The organism is Streptomyces sp. NPDC111507 (assembly GCF_055638955.1).
On the sequence record NZ_JBVKBU010000014.1, the window covers coordinates 195132 to 209883 of the forward strand.

At 72.0% G+C, this 14752-nt stretch carries 10 protein-coding genes; 2 read left to right on the forward strand and 8 right to left on the reverse strand.

Going from position 1 to position 14752, the window contains the following annotated elements:
• Positions 1-250 precede the first annotated feature (250 nt).
• From ACZ7M2_RS39295 to ACZ7M2_RS39325, 7 genes are all read right to left on the reverse strand, one after another.
• Complete coding sequence (locus tag ACZ7M2_RS39295) at positions 251-3142, reverse strand: ATP-binding protein (RefSeq protein ID WP_471599353.1); 2892 nt, start codon at positions 3140-3142, stop codon at positions 251-253.
• Positions 3143-3294: 152 nt separating this feature from the next.
• On the reverse strand, positions 3295-3909 hold the full coding sequence (locus tag ACZ7M2_RS39300; RefSeq protein WP_471599354.1) for a CGNR zinc finger domain-containing protein: 615 nt from the start codon (positions 3907-3909) through the stop codon (positions 3295-3297).
• 258 nt (positions 3910-4167) lie between these two features.
• Positions 4168-4410 carry a DUF397 domain-containing protein gene (locus tag ACZ7M2_RS39305; protein WP_075025824.1) on the reverse strand — a complete coding sequence of 81 codons (243 nt, stop codon included), beginning with the start codon at positions 4408-4410 and terminating at the stop codon, positions 4168-4170.
• Between the two features lie 83 nt (positions 4411-4493).
• Positions 4494-5660, reverse strand: coding sequence for a thiolase domain-containing protein (locus tag ACZ7M2_RS39310; protein ID WP_471599355.1), 1167 nt, complete (start codon positions 5658-5660; stop codon positions 4494-4496).
• On the reverse strand, positions 5657-6712 hold the full coding sequence (locus tag ACZ7M2_RS39315) for a thiolase domain-containing protein (RefSeq protein WP_471599356.1): 1056 nt from the start codon (positions 6710-6712) through the stop codon (positions 5657-5659). The genes ACZ7M2_RS39310 and ACZ7M2_RS39315 overlap by 4 nt, the downstream gene beginning before the upstream one ends.
• Entirely contained in the window at positions 6713-7654 is a 942-nt protein-coding gene (locus tag ACZ7M2_RS39320) for a Zn-ribbon domain-containing OB-fold protein (protein ID WP_471599357.1), read from the reverse strand.
• Between the two features lie 107 nt (positions 7655-7761).
• A complete protein-coding gene (locus tag ACZ7M2_RS39325) occupies positions 7762-8562 on the reverse strand; it encodes a crotonase/enoyl-CoA hydratase family protein (RefSeq protein WP_054232934.1) in 801 nt (266 codons plus the stop codon).
• A 187-nt stretch (positions 8563-8749) separates the two neighbouring features.
• Between ACZ7M2_RS39325 and ACZ7M2_RS39330 the strand changes: the two genes are divergently transcribed.
• Positions 8750-10369: an acyl-CoA synthetase gene (locus ACZ7M2_RS39330; protein ID WP_471599358.1), complete on the forward strand. Its 1620-nt coding sequence runs from the start codon at positions 8750-8752 to the stop codon at positions 10367-10369.
• Positions 10370-10587: 218 nt separating this feature from the next.
• Here ACZ7M2_RS39330 and ACZ7M2_RS39335 read toward each other — a convergent pair whose 3' ends face one another.
• Positions 10588-12132 carry an acyl-CoA synthetase gene (locus tag ACZ7M2_RS39335; protein ID WP_471599359.1) on the reverse strand — a complete coding sequence of 515 codons (1545 nt, stop codon included), beginning with the start codon at positions 12130-12132 and terminating at the stop codon, positions 10588-10590.
• 185 nt (positions 12133-12317) lie between these two features.
• On the opposite strand from ACZ7M2_RS39335, the gene ACZ7M2_RS39340 reads away from it, so the two are divergent.
• On the forward strand, positions 12318-14741 hold the full coding sequence (locus tag ACZ7M2_RS39340; protein WP_471599360.1) for a penicillin acylase family protein: 2424 nt from the start codon (positions 12318-12320) through the stop codon (positions 14739-14741).
• The last annotated feature ends 11 nt before the right edge of the window (positions 14742-14752 follow it).

A 14752-nucleotide genomic window follows, 5' to 3' on the forward strand; every position in this document is an offset into this window, starting at 1 on the left:
GTGGCCGCCGGACCCCGCTGTGCACGGTTGCCGAACCCGGCTGCGCACGGTTGCCGAACCCGGTTGTGGAGGATGGCCGGACCCGGTTGTGGACGGTGACCGGACCGGTCGCCGGTGGCGGCCAGACCGGTTGTGGAGGGTGGCCAGACCGGTCGCCGATGGCGGCCAGACCGGTTGTGGAGGGCGGCCAGACCGGTTGCCGATGGCGGCCGGACCGGTTGTGGAGGGTGGGCGGGGCCGTCGCGCATGGCTACCGGACCGTTTGCTGGCCCAGCGCCGCCGCCAGTCCCGTACGGTCCGTGCCCACCTTCCGGTAGACCGCCGAGAGCAGGCGGACGACGGCCGGCTCCTCGGTCCCCAGCTCCTCGGCGACCTCGGTCGTGGTGCGGCCCCGGGCGGTGAGCGCGGCGGCCGCGCGTTCACGGGCGGTGAGGGTGTCCGTCTCGGTGCTGTGCAGGCGGCGCGGGCGCAGTCCGGCGGCGGCCAGTTCGACACGGGCCTCGTCGCCGAGGCCGTCGGCGCCGCACTGCATGGCCGCGTCCAGTCCCCGGTACAGGTGTTCGGCGGCTTCCTTGGGAGCGCCCGAGCGGCGCAGTTCGGTGCCCAGGGCGACCAGCGCACAGGCCAGTTCGTAGGCGGCCGGGGAGCGCTCCAGATGGCTGACGGACTCTTCGAGGAGCTTGACGCGGGTCGAGCCGGAGGAGACGTCGGCGGCGGCCCGCAGCGCCTGTCCGACGGCCGAGGGGGCGCCGAACTGGCGGGCGCGGTGCACCGCTTCGAGTGCCGTGGCGACGGCGCGTTCCGGCGCGTCGTGCCGTTCGGCGCGGGCGAGGTGGAGCTGCCAGGGGCACCAGGAGGGGTTGCGCATGCCGCGCGGATCCAGGCGGCGTCCGGCCGCTTCGAGCTCGGCGGCGGCTTCCTTGGTGAGGCCGCGGGCGAGCAGCAGTTCGCCGTGCACGGTCTGGACGTCGGGGAAGGTGACGGCGGCCGGGAAGGGCGCGCCGAACGCGTGGTCCTCGCCGATCTGGGCGGCCTCGGTGACGCGACCGCGGGCGAGCAGGATCTCGATGATGACGCCGACGGCGTACCAGTGGACGGGGGTTCCGGCGCCGACGCGTTCGGCGAGCCTGAGGCCGGCGCGTGCGAAGTCCTCGGCCTCGGCGAGCCGGCCGCGGCGGTAGCGGACGTATCCGAGGAGGGTGTAGCCGAAGGAGAGGTGGGCGCCGTGCCAGCCCTGGGACTCGAAGTCGGCGATCCCGGCGGCGAACAGTTCCTCGGTGCGGCCCGGGCGGTCGGCGTACATGAAGGTGAGGGCGACCAGGACGGGTACCTCGAAGCCGCGGTCGGCCTCGGCCCAGCGGATCCCTCCGGCGAGGGCGCGTTCGGCGTGGTGGAGCGCGACGTGGGCGGGCTCGCCGCGCAGGGTGGCGTCCCAGGCGCGCAGGCCGATGACATAGCGCTCGGTGAGGTCGCGGCCGGTGAGCCGGTCGGCGAGGCGGGCCAGGCGGCGGGAGCGGGCCGGGGAGTCGGGTTCGTCGGCGCGGAAGGCGTCCCACATGAACTGTTCGGACTGCATGCGCAGCCGCACCCGGGCGTCGCCGGTCACGCGGATCTCACGGGCCAGCGTCTCGGAGGCCTCGGCGAGCCGGTCGCTGTGGGCGAGGACCTGGGACAGCCGGTAGACGATGTTGTGGCGCAGCTCCGGGTCGGTGATGGGTTCTTCCAGGGCGGCCCGGAGGTGGTTGACGGTGGTCGCCGGTTCGGTGAGCAGGGAGGCGCAGCCCAGTTCGTGGAGGACCGCGGCCCGTTCCTTGAGGGGCGGCGGTTCACGCAGGGCGCGGGCGAGGTAGCGGCGGGCGGTGTCGGGGGCTCCGGCGCGCTGGGTCTCGCGGGCGGCGGCGCGCAGCTGCTGGACGACCCAGTTGTCGCCCTCGGGGTGGGTCTCCATGAGGTGGCGGGCCGCGGCGGAGGGACCGAGCCCTTCGTTGATGACGCACCAGGCGGCTTGGCCGTGCAGGGCCACGCGGACGGCGCCGGGGATGGCGCGGTAGACGGCGGTGGCGATGAGGGGGTGGACGAACTCCAGGGTGTCGGCGCCGGCGAGGATACGGGCGCCGCGCAGGGCGTCCGCGGCGTCGGCGGCCTCCTCGGTGCCGAGGCCGGCCACGGCGGCTGCCAGGGTCGGCGGGATCTCGGTGCCGAGGACGGCGCAGGCCCAGGCGAAGCGCACGGTGGAGGCGCCGAGGCGTTCGAGGCGGGCGATCAGGCCGCTGCCCTTGACGGCGGCGGCGAGGTCGCGCAGCAGGTGCGCCCCCTCCTCGGTCGGGACCAGCCCGCGGTCGCGGACCTTCGCGGTCAGCTCCACCGCCTCGAAGGGGTTGCCCGCGGTGACCGCCCAGCACTCACGGCAGAACACGTCGTCGGCCTGGGTGCCGAGGTCCTCGCGGACGAGTCCGGCGACGGCGGCGGCGCTGAGCGGTTCGAGGTCGAGGGGGCGCTGGCCCGCGCGTCCGGGAAGGCCCCTGAACGCCTCGGCGTGGTCGGGGAGTTCGTCGGGCCGGTAGGCGACGGCGAGCAGCAGCGGGAGTTCCTCGACGCGCGGCGCGAAGGCGGCGAGCCAGCTCAGTGACTCGGGGTCGGCCCAGTGCGCGTCGTCGAGGACGAGCACCATCGGGGCGCGCTGCACCGCGAGGTGGGTAAGTACCCAGTCGAGGCCGTCGCGCAGACCCTGCTGGTCGGGCGGGGCTCCCTCGGACGGGGCACACAGGCCGAGCGCGGGGCCGACGATCGCGTACCAACTCCCCAGCTGAGTGCGGAGTTCCGCCTCCGCGAGCCCGGCGAGCTGCGGTTGCAGGAGCTGGCGGGCGACGTGGAAGGCGACGCCCTGTTCCTGGTCGCCGCCGCGCGCGGACAGGACGGTGCAGCCCTGGGCCGCGGCGCGCCGCCGTACCTCGGCGAGGAGCGTGGTCTTGCCGATTCCGGCACGTCCGGCGAAGGCGAGGAGCGCGCCGCGGGGCCGCTCGGATGCTTCGGTTCCGTCCTCGCGCAGACCGGTCAGCTCGTTCAACGCCTCGTCGGCCGCGGCGAGTTCACCCTCCCGTTCAAAGAGAGTCCTTCTGCTGCGTGCAGCGCGCTGTCCCATGATCCACCCCCTGGCCACGGTGGTGCGGTCCACGCGGGGAGCGGATGCGTACCGTGACCTCCAGGGACCTCAGAGTACGCTCGTAGCGCCTCGTGGGGAGCCCTTTGCGCCGCTACCGGTGCGGGCTTCGGCCGACCGACCGGATTCTTCGGTCAATCCCCTACGGCCTGCGGGGATTTCCTGTGCCGTTCGTGATGGCGGGCGACACGTGCACGGTTCCCGCACGAGGGTTTGCACCACTCCTGTCGCGGGTGTTCCTTGATGAAGTAGCGCACGCAGCGCGGCGCGTGGCAGGCGTGCAGCCGCGACCGGTCCGGGCTCGCGAGGAAGGCGAGGGCGGCGCGGGCGAGCAGTGCCGGGAGGGGTGCGGTGCCGCCCACGGCTTGCCGGCGTACGACGGGTTCGGCGCCGTCGTCCCAGATGAGGACGGGGACGGTCGGCGCGAGGGCGGCGGCTGCGTTCAAGCGCAGCACGGCCTGCGGTACGGGCAGCAGCCGGGCGGCGTCGGCCGGGCTGGGGTCGCCGGGGCGCACGGCGCGGGCGAACAGGGCGCGGACCGCGGCGCGCAGGTCGCGTACGGCGGCGAGCGCGGTGGCGTCGGCGAGGAAGGCGTCGGCTCCGGGCAGCAGGTCGGCGTGCCCGCGCACCCAGGTGGTGAGTCCACCGGGTTCCGTCAGGTCGTCGGCCACTCCGCCCTGTCCGTCGTACCGGATGGTGAGGGCGAGGTCCAGGGCGAGCCGGGTGTCCGCGTCGATCGAGTCCGCCATGACGCTAATGATAGGTACCCATGCACCCATTAGCCGTTCGAGGCCGCCGTGTCATTCAGCCGGTCGGGGCCGCCACGCCGTTCGGTCGCTCGGGGCCGCCGTGCCGTTCACGGATCGCCCGCCCCCTCAGGAGGAAGCCTCGTCCTGGGACCGGACCCCGGCTCGGGCACCGGCCCCTGGACGGGACCCACGTCGCGTATCGCCTCCTCGTACGGGGCGTCGGCTCGTCGTCTCGACGTCAGAACGGGTCAGGTCGGCTCAGGTCAGGTCGAACTCTCCCTCGCGGGCGCCCGACACGAACGCGCCCCACTCGGCCGGTGTGAAGATCAAGGAAGGGCTCGCGGGGCGGCCACTGTTGCGCATCGCGATGAAACCCTCGACAAAAGCGATCTGGACGTCTCCCCGCCCTTGGCTGCTGGACTGCCATTCGGCGTTGCTGAGGTCCAGCTCAGGCTTGTCCCACCCCGCCAGCGGGTGCTGCTCGATGGTGCTCTCGGCCACGTCCGTGCTCCTCCCGGTTCGTCGTCCGCCGCCAGCCTAGCGATCGGTTCCGGCGGCGGACAGGCCACGTGAGGGGGACGCTTTCAGGAGGTGGGTGGCTCGGCCCCGACCAGCCACATCGAGAAGAACTGGGATCCCCCTCCATAGGCGTGTCCCAGCACCCTGCGAGCCCCTTCCACCTGGTGTTCTCCCGCCTGACCGCGCACCTGAAGTGCCGCTTCGGCGAAGCGGATCATGCCGGAAGCGCCGATCGGATTGGTGGAGAGGACGCCGCCCGACATGTTGACGGGCAGGTCCCCGTCAAGCTCCGTCACACCGGATTCGGTGAGCTTCCAGCCCTCGCCCTCCTCGGCGAAACCGAGGTTCTCCAGCCACATGGGCTCGTACCAGGAGAAGGGCACGTACATCTCCACGGCGTCGATGTCACGGCGCGGGTCCGCGATGCCCGCCTGCCGGTACACATCGGCCGCGCAGTCCTTGCCCGCCTGCGGCGACACACAGTCCTTGCCCGCGAACAGGGTCGGCTCGCTGCGCATCGCGCCGCCGTGCAGCCAGGCGGGCGGCCTCGACGAGCGGGCCGCCCCCGCCCGGTCGGTGAGGATCATCGCGCAGGCGCCGTCCGAGGACGGGCAGGTCTCCGAGTAGCGGATCGGGTCCCACAGCATGGGCGAGGCCTGCACCTTCTCCAGCGTGATGTCGTGCTCGTGGAGATGGGCGTACGGGTTCTTCAGCGCGTTGCGCCGGTCCTTGTACGCGACCAGCGAGCCGACGGTGTCGGGCGCGCCGGTGCGCCGCATGTACGCCCGTACGTGCGGTGCGAAGAAGCCGCCCGCCCCGGCCAGCAGCGGCTGCTGGAAGGGGATCGGCAGGGACAGGCCCCACATGGCGTTCGACTCGGACTGCTTCTCGTAGGCCAGGGTCAGGACGGTGCCGTGGACGCGGCCCGCGATCAGGTTCGTGGCGACCAGGGCCGTGGAGCCGCCGACGGAACCCGCCGTGTGCACCCGCAGCATCGGCTTGCCGACCGCGCCGAGCGCGTCGGCGAGGTACAGCTCGGGCATCATGACGCCCTCGAAGAAGTCGGGCGCCTTGCCGATGACCACGGCGTCGATGTCGGCCCACGTCAACTCGGCGTCGGCGAGCGCCCGCCCGGCGGCCTCACGGACGAGTCCGGCGAGGGACACGTCCCGTCGGGCCGCCACGTGCTTGGTCTGGCCGATGCCTACGACGGCCACGGGCTCCTTGCTCATCGCGGATCCCCTTCGAGTACGGCGACCAGGTTCTGTTGGAGGCAGGGCCCGGAGGTGGCGTGGGCGAGCGCCCGGTCGGACTCGCCCCGGTGGACACGGGCGGCGGCCTCACCGATACGGATGAGCCCGGCGGCCATGATCGGGTTGGCGGCGAGGGCGCCGCCCGACGGGTTGACGCGCACCTCCTCGCCGAGCCGCAGCGCCTTGCGCAGGACCACCTCCTGGGAGGTGAACGGTGCGTGCAACTCGGCGGTGTCGACGGGCCGTTCGAAGGCTCCGGCCCGCTCGGCGGCGAGGCGGGTCGACGGCGAGTCCGTCAGGTCGCGCACGCCGAGGCCGTGCGCCTCGATGCGGTGGTCGATGCCCCGGATCCAGGCGGGCCGCTCGCACAGCTCGCGGGCCCGCTCCCCCGCCGCGAGGATCACGGCGGCGGCACCGTCGCCGACGGGCGGACAGTCGCCGACGCGCAGGGGCCGTACGAGGTACTCGCCCTGGGCCACCGAACCCCGCAGCTGCGCATGGGAGTTGGTGGCGGCGAAAGCGCGGCTGCGGGACGCCACCCCCGCCAGCGCCGGCTCGTCGGTCTCGCCCGCGTCGATGAGCGCCTGCGCCTGGAGGGCCGCGAGGGCGACGGAGTCGGGCCACAGGGGCGCGACGTAGTACGGGTCGAGCTGCCGGGTCAGAACATCCCGTACGGATCCGGGTGACGACTTCCCGTACCCGTACACGAGCGCGGTGTCGGCGTCCCCGGTGAGCAGTTTCGTCCACGCCTCGTACAGCGCCCAGGCACCGTCCATCTCCACGTGCGACTCGGAGATCGGCGGCCAGGCGCCCACCCCGTCGAGGGCCATGGTGAAGGAGAAGGCGCGGCCCGCCAGGTAGTCGCTCGAACCGGAGCAGGTGAAACCGATGTCGCTGGTCTTCAGCCCGGTCTGGTCGAGGACGGCGTGCAGGACCGGGATGAGCATCTCCACCTCGGAGAGCTCGTCGGTGGTGCGCAGATGGTCGCTCTGCGCGAAGGCGACGACGGCGATGTCCCTGATGGGCGGCATCTACAACAGCTCCTTGTACGTGTCGTAGTCGGCGTCCGGTTCGCCGGTGGGCCGGTAGTGGTCGGGATAGCGGCCGCCCTCCGTCCACACCGGCTCCACCCGCAGCCCCATGCGCACCTGGTCGTAGGGGATGCCGCCGATCCGGCCGTGCAACGCGAGGTCGGCGCCGTCGAGGGCGATGTGCGCGTAGACGTACGGCACTTCGATGTCAAGGTTCCTGGCCTTGATGTTGACGATGCAGTACGTGGTCACGGTGCCGCGCGGGCCCACCTCCACCTGCTCCGACGTGACGACACCGCAGGTGGGGCACGCGCCCCTCGGCGGGACGTACACCTTGCGGCAGGACGGGCAGCGCTCACCCACGGTGCGGCGCGAGGAGAGGCTGTTGATGTAGGCGGACTGGGCGCGGCCGGGCGAGTAGACGTAGTCGAGGCGCGCGGGAGCGACGATGCCGGTGACCATGTCCTCGAACCGCCCGTCGTGGCCCGCGATCCGCGGGCGGTCTCCGTCGTACGGCTCGAAGCAGGCGATGTCGGTGATGGCGCCGGTGCGCTGCGCCGCCCAGCGGACCCGCACGCGCATACCGGCGCGTACGGCCTCGGGGCCGGGCGCGTCCAGGGCGTGCAGGAGGGCGGTGTCCGCGCCGTCGAGCCGGACCAGGACCCAGGCGAAGGGGGTGTCGAGGGGTTGGCCCCGACGGGGTTCGTGGTTCCAGGCCCAGGTGGTGACGGTGCCGGTGGGGGCGACCTCGACGAGTTCGCCCAGGTCCTCCGCGGTGACGGGGTCGTACTCGACGGGCGGGACGAGCGTCCGGCCGTCGGCGGTCTTCACACCCAGGACGACACGCTCACGCAGCCCGGTGAGAAACGCGCTCTGGACGGGGCCGAGCGACCGGGTGAAGGGGAACTCGACGACGAGGGGGGCTTTGAGGACTTCGGGCATCCCGGTTGTCTCCTTAGGGGAGGGGGATCGTGCGCGTCACGACTCCGTCGGGGGGAGGGCGAGGATCACGCCCGCCACGGCCCCGCGCACCGTCACGACCCCGGACGTCACGCGCGCCGATAGACGGGTGGGCGTTTCTCGGTGAAGGCTCGGGAGCCTTCCTTCGCGTCGGCGGTGTCGAAGATCGGCCAGCCGCGGGTCAGCTCGGCCGCGAGGCCCTCCGTCTCCGTCATCTCGGCCGTCTCGTACACGGACGCCTTCACCGCCTCGACGGCCAGCGGACCGCAGGCGTTGATCAGTTCGGCGATCTCGAGGGCCTTCTGCCGCGCTGTCCCGTCGGGCACGACGTGTCCGACCAGGCCGATCCCGGCGGCCTCGCGGGCCGAGTACGGACGCCCCGTGAGGAGCATCTCGAGGGCGTGCGTGCGTGGGATCTGGCGTTGCAGGCGGACCGTGGAGCCGCCGATGGGGAACAGCCCGCGCTTGACCTCGAAGAGCCCGAAGGTCGCCGACTCCCCCGCGACCCGGATGTCGGTGCCCTGGAGGATCTCGGTACCGCCCGCGACACAGTGACCCTCGACGGCGGCGATCACCGGTTTGCGGGGGCGGTGGTGGCGCAGCATCGCCTTCCAGTGCAGATCGGGGTCGGCCTTCAGCCGGTCCCGGTACTGCTGGCCCTCCATGCCCCGCCCCGCCAGCGCCTTGAGGTCCATGCCGGCGCAGAAGGCGTCCCCCGCACCGGTGAGCACGATCGAGCGGATCGCGTCGTCCTCGTCGGCCTCGATCCAGCCGTCGTACAGACCGACGAGCATCGGCAGCGAGAGCGCGTTCTTGGCCTCGGGCCTGTTGAGCGTGAGTACCAGTGTGGCGCCTTCGCGCTGCACGGTGAGGTGTTCCGTACCACCCATTGCCGTCCTCCCGTCAGACAGGCTCTCTGGAACGAGAACAGGTTGCAGTAGGCGCGGGACCAGTACAAGAGTTTTCTGACAGACAGTCAGATTTCTTCTGCGCGGGCCCTTCCCAGTTGTGGCGGGCTTTGCTCTGATGGCCGTCGAGCCGAGGGGCGGGACCGGACGCACGACGTCAGGAGGAGCGGTGGAGTACAACCTTGCCGACCTGTTCGAGTCGGTCGTCGACGTGGTTCCGGGCCGCGAGGCCCTCGTCTACATCGACCATCCGGGCACGGGCGCGGAGCGCCGTCTGACGTACGCGCAACTCGACGCGGCGGCGAACCGCGTCGCCCATCACCTGATCGACAGCGGCATCCGCCCCGGCGAGCACCTCGGACTGCACCTCTACAACGGCGTCGAGTACGTGCAGACCGTGCTGGGCTGCCTGAAGGCACGGATCGTGCCGGTCAACGTCAACTACCGTTACGTGGAAGAGGAGTTGGTCTACCTCTACCGGGACGCGGATCTGGTGGCGCTGGTCTTCGACGCGGAGTTCACCGACCGGGTGGCGGCGGCACTGCCGCGGGCCTCGGCGCTGCGGCATCTCCTGCGGGTGGGGAGCGCGGAGACCGACGGGGCCTCCCTGCCCGCCCTGGACTTCGCCGAGGCCGAGGCCGGCGGATCCCCCGAGCGGGGTTTCCCGCCGCGCTCGGCGGACGACCAGTTCATCATCTACACCGGAGGCACCACCGGCATGCCCAAGGGTGTGATGTGGCGCCAGGAGGACCTTTTCTTCTCCGGGCTGGGCGGCGGAGCCCCGACGGGCGAGCCGGTCAGCAAGCCGGAGGAGCTCGCCGAGCGGGTCGCGGCCGGCGGCGAGGGCATCACCTTCTTCCCCACTCCCCCGCTGATGCACGGCACCTCGACACTGACGGCGTTCATCGGGTTCAACTTCGGACAACGGGTCGTCATCCACCGCAAGTTCGTGCCCGAAGAGGTCCTGCGGACGGTGGCGAAGGAGAAGGTCACCAGCATGTCGCTGGTCGGCGACGCGATGCTGCGCCCGCTGATCGACGCACTGCGGGGGCCGATGAAGGGCACGGACTGCTCCTCGATGTTCAGCGTGTCCTCGTCCGGCGCGATCATGTCGGAGACGGTGCGTGAGCAGTTCCAGTCACTGGTCCCGAACGTGATGCTGCTCAACAACTACGGCTCCTCGGAGTCCGGCTTCAACGGCACCGCGACCGCGGACTCGGGAGCCGGACAGGGTTTCCGGCTGCGGGTCAACTCCCGTACACAGGTGGTGGATCCGGCCACGTACAAGCCGGTCGCCGTCGGTGAGCCCGGCCGGGTCGCACAGCGCGGCCATGTGCCCCTCGGCTACTACAACGACCCGAAGAAGACCGCCGAGACCTTCTTCCAGAAGGACGGCGAGCGGTGGGTGCTGCTCGGCGACATGGCGACGGTCGACGAGGAGGGCATCGTCACCGTCCTCGGCCGCGGCTCCCAGTGCATCAACACCGGTGGCGAGAAGGTCTATCCGGAGGAGGTCGAGCAGGCCCTGAAGTCCCATCCGGACGTGTACGACGCGCTGGTCGCCGGGGTGCCGGACGAGAAGTGGGGCAACCATGTGGCGGCGGTCGTCCAGCTCCGCGAGGGCGCGGGCAGGCCCTCGCTGGAGGACATCCAGACCCACTGCCGGGGTCACCTGGCCGGCTACAAGATCCCCCGCCAGCTCGTCATCACCGACACCATCCAGCGCTCGCCCAGCGGCAAGGCGGACTACCGGTGGGCGCGCTCGGTGGCGACGGAGGCGACCCGCTGACGCATGCGGCGCTACCCGCGGCGGCCAGCGCGACCGACAGCCGCGGCCCCGGCACCAGGTGGCCCGCGATCGACGTGCGGACGCACTCGAAGCAGAGTGGGGCGAGAAACAGCCCTCCGTGGAGGCCCAGGTCAGGGAGAGCGCCCACGCCGGGCCCGTCCCGGGACGAGCGGAGACGGTCGGACACGACGGTCGTCGGCCGTCTCCGCCAGGGCGCCCTACCCCTGGGCGGTTTCGGCCCGTGCGTCCGCGAAGCGGTCCCTCAGCTCGCGTTTGAGGATCTTCCCGCTGGCGTTGCGTGGCAGTGCGTCCACGAAGATGACCTGCTTGGGCGCCTTGAAGGCGGCGAGCTTCTCGCGTGCGTGGCCGAGGAGTTCGGCCTCGGAGACCTCGATACGGGCGACCACGACGGCCGTGACCGCCTCGATCCACCGCTCGTCCGGGAGCCCGACCACGGCCACCTCGGCGACGGCGTCGTGTGTGTAGAGCGCGTCCTCCACCTGGCGCGAGGCGACCAGCACGCCACCGGAGTTGATGACGTCCTTCACCCGGTCGACGACGGTGAAGTAGCCCTCCTCGTCGCGCACGGCGAGGTCCCCGGAGCGGAACCAGCCGTCACGGAAGGCCTCCGCGGTCTCCTCCGGCTTCTCCCAGTAGCCCTCGCACAACTGCGGTGAGCGGTAGACGACTTCGCCCCGCTCCCCGTCGGGCACGTCCGTGCCCGACTCGTCGACGACCCGCGCCTCGACGAACAGCACCGGCCGCCCGCACGAGTCCATCCGCCCCTTGTGCTCGTGGGGTCCGAGGACCATGGCCAGCGGTCCGATCTCGCTCTGGCCGAAGCAGTTGTAGAACGCCAGCTTCGGCAGCCGCTCCCGCAGCCGTTCAAGGACCGGCACCGGCATGATCGACGCCCCGTAGTACGCCTTGCGCAGTCCGCTCAGGTCACGGGTGGCGAAGTCGGGCCGGTTGGACAGCCCGATCCATACGGTGGGCGGCGCGAACAGGCTGTCCGCGTGACCGGCCTCGACCAGGTCGAGGATCTGCCCGGCGTCGGGCGCGTCGAGGATGACGTTCACGGCGCCGACCGCGAGATAGGGCAGCAGGAACACATGCATCTGCGCCGAGTGGTAGAGCGGCAGCGAGTGCACGGGCAGATCGCCGGCCTGCAGATCGAGGGCGGTGATCGCGCTGAGGTACTCGTGCACCAGCGCACGGTGCGTCAGCATGGCGCCCTTGGGCAGCGCGGTGGTGCCCGAGGTGTAGAGGAGTTGCGTCAGATCCTCGCCGCGGGGCTCCGGTCCGTCGTACGGCGTGGTCGTGTCGAGTCGCGCGAGCAGCGAGTCGTCGCTGTCGCGCAGGGCGAGAACGCGGGTTCCCTCGGGGAGGTTCCCGGCCAGGTCCGGGTCGGCCAGGACCAGTCCGCAGCCGGCCTGTCCGACGATGTACGCGAGGTCGTCACCGGTCAGGTTCTGGTTGACCGGCACGTGCACCAGCCCGCCGCGCGCGCACGCGAGGAAGCCGATCAGGTACGCGTCCGAGTTGTGGCCGTAGGCGCCGACACGGTCGCCCGGTGCCAGTCCCGAGGAGCGCAGCACCTGGGCCGCGCGGGAGACGGCCTCGTCGAGTTCGGCGTAGGTCCAGGACCGGTCGCGGTAGTGGATCGCGACGCGTTCGGGGGTCCGCCGGGCGCTGCGCCGCAGCACCCCGTCGACCGTGACGCTCCGTCCCGCCGCCACCGTGGGGTTGTGACCCGCCGTCATGACCTGCTCCTTCGTCCGACTGCTGTGCCGTGATCCTCGTTCCGGCCCGCGAACGGGGTCAAGCGTCCCGCGCCCTTGGCGCGAAGAGGATCAACCCCGCCGTGAACCGTACGGACACCAGGTCACACGTCTGTGGCTGTTGTTACGCTCAACCGCCCCTTCCCTCAATGATGTCGGGAGGCACGATGCGCATCCGCCCCAGACGGTTCGCCGTCCTGGCCGTAGCCCTTCTCACCGCCTCGGCCGCGCTGCCCGCTACCGCCGCGAACGGCCAGGAGCGTCAGCACTCTCCGTCCCACCCGTCCGCCGGCGGTCTGTCCGCCGTGATCCGCTACACCGAGTACGGCATTCCGCACATCCTCGCGAAGAACTACGCGGACCTCGGCTTCGGCACCGGCTGGGCGCAGGCCGCCGACCAGGTGTGCACCCTCGCCGACGGGTTCGTGACCGTACGCGGCGAACGCTCCCGCTTCTTCGGTCCCGACGCGGAGCCGGACGGTTCGCTGTCCTCGGCGGCCGGGAACCTCTCCAGCGACCTCTACTTCCGCGGCGTGCGTGCGACGGGCACCGTCGAGAAGCTGCTCGCGGTGCCCGCGCCACGGGGTCCGAGCCGCGATTCCAAGGATCTGATGCGGGGCTGGGCAGCCGGCTACAACGCCTGGCTCGCCCAGAACCGGATCACCGATCCGTCCTGCCGGGGCGCCTCCTGGGTCCGGCCCGTGACCGCGGTGGACGTGGCCGCGCGTACCTTCGCGCTGGCGGTGCTCGGCGGTCAGGGCCGCGCGGTCGACGGCATCACGGCCGCGCAGCCGCCCGTGACGGCCGCCGCGCGTACGGCCGTCGGCATACCCGACGCGCGCAGTGCCGCGCGCGCCGCCCACACACTCTTCGACACCGCCGACATGGGGTCCAACGCGGTCGCCTTCAGCGGTGCCACCACGGCGAACGGCCGCGGGCTGCTGCTCGGCAACCCGCACTACCCGTGGCAGGGCGGCCGTCGTTTCTGGCAGTCGCAGCAGACGATCCCCGGCGAACTGAACGTGGCGGGCGGCGCGCTGCTCGGCTCCACCACGGTCTCCATCGGGCACAACGCACGGCTCGCCTGGAGCCATACCGTCGCCACCGGCGTCACGCTCAACCTCCATCAGCTGACGCTGGATCCGGCCGACCCGACGACGTACCTGGTGGACGGGCGGCCGCAGCGGATGACGAGGCGGACCGTCACCGTCGAGGCGCGGGGCGGTCCGCCCGTCACCCGCACCCAGTGGTGGACCCGCTACGGCCCGGTCGTCACCTCGCTCGGCGCGGGACTCCCGCTGCCCTGGACGTCCACGACGGCGTACGCCCTCAACGACCCCAACGCCGAGAACCTGCGCGCCCCCGACACCGCCCTCGGCTTCGGCCGGGCGCGCGGCACGGCCGACGTCCTCACGACGCTGAGGCGCACACAGGGGCTGCCCTGGATCAACACGGTCGCCGCCGACTCGGGCGGGCACTCGCTGTTCACGCAGTCGCAGGTGCTTCCGCGGATCACCGACGAGTTGGCGCAGCGCTGCTCGACGGCGCTGGGCAAGGCCCTCTATCCGTCGTCCGGTATCGCGGTCCTCGACGGCTCCCGCGGCGACTGCGCGCTGGGCGGCGACCCCGACGCCGTACAGCCCGGCGTCTTCGGGCCCGCGAGCATGCCGGTCCTCAAGGACGCGCCGTACGCGGAGAACTCCAACGACAGCGCCTGGCTGGCCAATACGGACCGGCCGCTCACCGGGTACGAACGGGTCTTCGGGCCGATCGGCTCGCAGCTGTCGACCCGTGCGCGCGGCGCGAAGGCGGACGTGTCCGCGATGGCCGCGAAGGGGGAGCTGACCGTACGGGACCTGCAGGCGCAGCAGTTCGCGAACCGGGCGACCTCGGGTGACCTCATCGCCGAGGACACGGCCCGTGCCTGTGCCGCGCTGCCCGGTGGGACGGCGACGGGCAGTGACGGCAAGGACGTCGACGTGAGCGAGGCGTGCGGTGTGCTGAAGACGTGGGACCGCTCCATGAAGACCGGCAGCCGGGGCGCACTGCTCTTCGACCGGTTCTGGCGGCGGCTGACCGCCGTGACCGTGCCCGCGCAGCTCTGGAAGGTCCCGTTCTCGGCGGCGGACCCCGTGCGCACGCCGAACACGCTCAACACGCAAGCGCCCGGCGTGGCCACGGCCCTCGCCGACGCGGTGAGCGAGCTGCGGGCGGCGGGCATCGCGCTGGACGCGACGCTCGGCGCGCACCAGGTCGTCGTCCGGGGCGGTCAGCGCATCCCCGTGCCGGGCGGCACGGAGTCGCTCGGTGTGTGGAACAAGGTCGAGCCGGTGTGGGACGCGGCGGCCGGCGGCTACACCGAGGTCACCACGGGGTCCTCGTACATCCAGGCCGTCGGCTGGGACGGCGGCCGCTGCCCGGTCGCCCGTACGCTGCTGACCTACTCCCAGTCGTCGAACCCGGACTCGTCGCACTTCAGCGACCAGACGCGGCTGTTCTCCGAGGGGAAGTGGGTCACCTCCCGGTTCTGCGAGAAGGACATCCTGTCCTCGCCCGGGCTGCGGGTGATCCGCGTGGGCGAGCACCGCTGACGGCAGCGGGG